This window comes from Rhodococcus sp. P3_B8 (assembly GCF_056402775.1).
The window spans coordinates 1-4,884 of sequence record NZ_JBFUGT010000415.1; the positions used below are offsets into that span (position 1 = coordinate 1).

Sequence of the window (4,884 nt, forward strand, 5' to 3'; positions counted from 1 at the left end):
GAACAGGATGATGACGACCAGCGCGACGATGGCCCAGTGCCAGGGGCTCATGGCTCCCATGATGAAACCTCCAAAAGATCAGGTGACCCCGATGCTACCGGACATACACGGCACCGGTTCGGTCGAAACCGGCTAGTTGCGCTGCCGTTTACCTGTCGGTTTCCCGGGTGCCCGCTGTGAGCGCAGCTCGGCGAGCAGCGCGTCCCCGGACCAGTGCCGGTTCCCGCCCGCCTCGGCCTCGCGGATCAGTTCGACCAGCCTCGCGTTCACCGGTGCGACCGTCCCCGACGACGCGGCCAGGCGCACGATCTCCCCGCTGATCCAGTCCACTTCGGTGCGCCGGCCCGCTTCGAGGTCGTCCCACATCGAGGATCGCGCGTGCGGGTCGATGGCCAGCATCCGGCTGCCCGCCACCTGGAACACCCCGTCCGGGACGGTCAGCAACCGGGGAATCCACTGCGGCGGCAGCGGTGTGAGCTTGGCGACAGCGATGCCACGGGCGGTCAGGAGAGTCAGCGCTTCCCGCTGCGCCAGCGCGACCGCACGCCGGAACGACCGCTGCGACAACTCCTCGCGGAGCGGCAGGCCGGACAGGGCGTTGACCGCGTTGTTCAGGTTGAGCAGCAGCTTCGCCCACTGCACCGCGCGGAAGTCGTCACGTGCATGCAGCGGCAGCCCTGCGTCGCCGAAGACCGGCGCGAATGCACGCACCGCCGGATGCTGCTCGATCTCGAGGTCACCCTCGGAGCCCTGGTGGAAATGCCCGTCACCGCGGTGCACCACGTTGAACGGCACCATCGCCGCGAGAACCACCTGCTCCGGCACGGCCGCGCGGAGGGTGTCCGCATTGCCCAGCCCGTTCTGCGCACTGACTACGACCGTGTCGGAACCTATCGCCGACGCCAGCGCGGCACCCACCTCCGGTGTCCCCGCCGACTTCACCGACACGACGACGAGATCGGCGGTGGCCACCGACTCCGGGCCGGTGGCGAAGGCGATGCCGGAGGCACCGACCCGGATGTCCGCTCCGTGCAGGTCCGTCAGCCGCAACCCGTGTTCGCGGATCTCCGCCCCGACACGCTCCCGGCCGATCAGGGTCACCTCGGCACCGGCCGCGGCGAGCCGGCCCCCGACATAGCAGCCGATGCTGCCCGCACCGAAGACGCTGATCCGCAGCGGACGCCCGTCGCCGCTCATGCCTCGACGGCGTCGTAGGCGGACAGCGCCTCCACAGCCCGGCGGCGCACCTCGTCGACCAGTTCGGCCGGTTCGAGCACTCTGATTCCGGACCCGAACCCCAGCACGAGCCGGGCCATCCACTCGAGCGCCCCGTAACTCATGCTCGCCTCCACCGAGCCGTCGGCGGCGACCGTCCGGACATCCATCGGGTAGTAGTCGAGCACCCACACGCAGTCGGCGCCGATGTTCAACCGTGCCTGGGGAAGGGACGCGTCGCCGCTGAACAATTCCAGGTTGGAATCCCGCACGAGAGCCTGCGCCGGCGGTGTGGACGGCTCGTCCAGCTCGGTGGCGGCGTCGATCCGGTCGAGCCGGAACAGCCGGACTCCCTCGGCCTGCCGGCACCACGCCTGCAGGTAACTCTGGTTGTCGACCAGCACGACCCGCACCGGATCCACGGTGCGCTCGGTGACGCGGTCCCGGGACGCCGAGTAGTACGTCAGGTGGAGTGCGTGCCGTTGATGGAGCGCGGACCGCACCGTGGCGGCGATGGGATCTTCCGCCACATCTTCCACCGCCTCCCGCTCCGACGCCGGCGTCACCGCCGCGCGGGCTGCCGCGGTGCCCGCGGCGTCCTCGATCTTCGCGATCGCGCTGTGCGCCGCGGACGGATCGACCATGCCCGGCATCTCCACCAGCGAACGCAGGGCAATCAGCAGGGCCGTAGCTTCGGTGGACGTCAACCGCAGCGGTCGGTCGATGCCCGCCGAGAACGTCACCTCGATGCTCTCCTCGGAGAACGAGAGGTCGATGAGGTCGCCGGGACCGTAGCCGGGCAGGCCGCACACCCACAACTGGTTGAGGTCGGACATCAGCTGTGTGGTGGTGACGCCCAGTTCGGCGGCGGCCTCGGCCGCGCTCATCCCGGGGTTCGCGATGAAGTACGGCACCAGGTTGAGGAGCCGGGACAATCTCGACGACAGCCTGTTGCTCACGACGTCCCCCCTTCCCCTGCGGCGTCCTTCAGCTTGGTCAGCACATCGTGGCGTAGTTCGGGCGGATCGAGGACCAGGGCGTCCGCCCCGTGGCCCGCGACCAGCCGCGCGATCCAGTCCCGGGAGCGGACCGGAATCCCGAGCACGGTGCCGGCGCGCTCGTTCACCCGCTTCTCCTCCGCCGTGGTCGCCAGTCGGCGCAGTTCCTGGGCCCGGCCCTCGGCCACCCATACGGTGGCGGTCCCGGTGACCTCCCCCGAACCGGTAACCCGGTCGACGATCTCCCGGAGGTCGACGCCCGCCGGTTTGTGGACGACCCCGGACGGTCCGAACTCCGTCACGTCGTCGCCGATCCGCGACAGCCGGAACGTCCGGACGGCCCCCCGGTCGACGTCGTGACCGACGAGGTACCACCGGCCGTGCGCGGTGACGACGCCCCAGGGTTCGACGGTGCGCTCGGTGTACGGCTCGTTGAGGGCGCCGCGGTGCGGGAAGTGCACGGCGCGGCCGGCGTCGACCGCCGCCAGCAGCTTGCCGAGCGCCGGTTCGGAGCCGCGGGTGCGGGCGGGCACCGCCGTGATCGGGGTGGCCGCCGAATCCGGATCCACCTGCACACCCGCCGCGCGCAGCTTGAGCAGTGCCCCCTGGGCCGCGGACGTCAACTCCGGCGACTCCCACAGCTGGACCGCCACCGCGACCGCCGCGGACTCCTCCTGACTGAGTTCGATGTCGGGGAGCTCATACGCGTTGCGGTTGATGCGGTAGCCCTCGACCGTCGAGAAGCGCGACGCCTGCCCGGTCTCGAGCGGGACACCGAGATCCCGGAGTTCGTTCTTGTCGCGTTCGAACATGCGGCTGAACGCCTCGTCGCTGGCGGAGTCGGCGTACCCGGCAACGCTCTCGCGAATCTTCTCGGCGGTGAGGAACTGCCTGGTGGACAACAAACAGATCACCAGGTTCATCAACCGCTCGATCTTGGAAGTCGGCACGCCCGGAAGCCTAGTGGGTGAGCCCGTTACGGACTCCCACAGCGCCGCTACATCGAGGCAATCAGGCGCTCCACCCGCTCGTCGACCGACCGGAACGGGTCCTTGCACAGCACGGTCCGCTGGGCCTGATCGTTGAGCTTGAGGTGCACCCAGTCGACCGTGAAGTCGCGTCCGGCCTCCTGCGCCGCGGTGATGAACTCGCCGCGCAGCTTCGCCCGGGTGGTCTGCGGCGGAGTGTCCACCGCCGCCTCGATCGTCTCGTCCTCGGTGATCCGCTTCACCAGCCCCTTGCGCTGCAGCACGTCGAACACGCCGCGACCGCGTTTGATGTCGTGATACGCCAGATCCAGCTGCGCGATCTTCGGGTCGGCCAGCTCGAAGCCGTGCCGGTCCTGGTAGCGCTGGAACAGCTTGCGCTTGATCACCCAGTCGATCTCCGTGTCCACCTTCGCGAAGTCCTGCGTCTCGACGGCGTCGAGCATGCGACCCCACAGGTCGACCACCTGAGTGACCTGCGGATCGGGATCCCGGTTCTGCAGGTGTTCCACCGCGCGCGCGTGGTACTCCCGCTGAATGTCGAGGGCGCTGGCCTGCCTGCCGCCGGCGAGCCGCACCGGGCGGCGTCCTGTGACGTCGTGACTGACCTCGCGGATGGCGCGGATCGGGTTGTCGAGCGCGAAGTCGCGGAACGACACCCCGGCCTCGATCATCTCGAGCACGAGCGCCGCCGTGCCCACCTTCAGCATGGTGGTGGACTCCGACATATTCGAGTCGCCGACGATCACGTGCAGGCGGCGGTACTTCTCCGCGTCGGCGTGCGGCTCGTCACGGGTGTTGATGATGGGCCGCGACCGCGTGGTCGCCGAGGACACGCCTTCCCAGATGTGCTCGGCGCGCTGCGACAGGCAGAACGTCGCCGCCTTCGGCGTCTGCAGGACCTTGCCCGCGCCGCAGATCAGCTGCCGCGTCACCAGGAACGGGAGCAGCACGTCCGAGATCCGGGAGAATTCGCCGGCCCGGGCCACGAGGAAGTTCTCGTGGCAGCCGTACGAATTGCCCGCCGAATCGGTGTTGTTCTTGAACAGGTAGATGTCACCGCCGATGCCTTCCTCGGCGAGCCGCTGTTCGGCGTCGATCAACAGCTCCTCGAGAACGCGCTCCCCCGCCCGGTCGTGGTTGACCAACTGGATGAGGTTGTCGCACTCGGCGGTGGCGTATTCGGGGTGCGAGCCGACGTCCAGATACAGGCGGGCACCGTTCCGGAGAAACACGTTGGAGCTCCGGCCCCACGACACCACCCGCCGGAACAGGTAGCGCGCAACCTCGTCCGGGCTCAGTCGCCTGTGACCATGGAAGGTGCAGGTCACACCGAACTCTGTCTCAATTCCCATGATTCGTCGCTGCACACCTCGACAGTACAACGCGGATCACCCGGCGGAGCGATAAAACCGTCCAGCGACACCCCGCGCATACGCTGAGATGGTGAACCGACACTTACGCCGAATCCATCGGGCCGACGAGATCGTCTTCGACCGCAGCGCCAATCTGAGTCCCTCCGGGCTAGACCGGGCCATGCGCTTCCTCAGCCGCGCGGCCGACAAGGGGCTCCTGTGGTGGTTCGTGGCGGCGGTCCTGGGACTGGTCGGCGGGCGCGCCCGCCGCGGTGGTGTGCGCGGACTGCTGTCCCTCATGATGGCGAGCGGTCTGGCCAACGGCATCCT

At 68.9% G+C, this 4,884-nt stretch carries 4 protein-coding genes; all 4 read right to left on the minus strand.

All coding sequences use genetic code 11. From position 1 onward, the window contains the following. Positions 1-132 precede the first annotated feature (132 nt). The 4 genes from AC1D1G_RS41820 to pafA are packed head-to-tail and all read right to left on the minus strand — an operon-like array spanning position 133 to position 4,569. Entirely contained in the window at positions 133-1,197 is a 1,065-nt protein-coding gene (locus AC1D1G_RS41820; RefSeq protein ID WP_283335135.1) for a 2-dehydropantoate 2-reductase, read from the minus strand. Next, entirely contained in the window at positions 1,194-2,174 is a 981-nt protein-coding gene (locus AC1D1G_RS41825) for a helix-turn-helix transcriptional regulator (RefSeq protein ID WP_280780062.1), read from the minus strand. Before AC1D1G_RS41825 ends, AC1D1G_RS41820 begins: the two co-directional genes overlap by 4 nt. After that, positions 2,171-3,163, minus strand: a complete 993-nt coding sequence (locus AC1D1G_RS41830; RefSeq protein WP_280780061.1) for a helix-turn-helix transcriptional regulator — start codon at positions 3,161-3,163, stop codon at positions 2,171-2,173. The genes AC1D1G_RS41825 and AC1D1G_RS41830 overlap by 4 nt, the downstream gene beginning before the upstream one ends. A gap of 47 nt (positions 3,164-3,210) precedes the next feature. Further along, on the minus strand, positions 3,211-4,569 hold the full coding sequence (gene pafA, locus AC1D1G_RS41835) for a Pup--protein ligase (RefSeq protein WP_012687833.1): 1,359 nt from the start codon (positions 4,567-4,569) through the stop codon (positions 3,211-3,213). Positions 4,570-4,884: the final 315 nt, after the last annotated feature.

Bases quoted from the DNA above. Each gene is read 5' to 3' on its own strand.
- AC1D1G_RS41820 (WP_283335135.1), bottom strand. From the start codon at position 1,197: ATGAGCGGCGACGGGCGTCCGCTGCGGATCAGCGTCTTCGGTGCGGGC.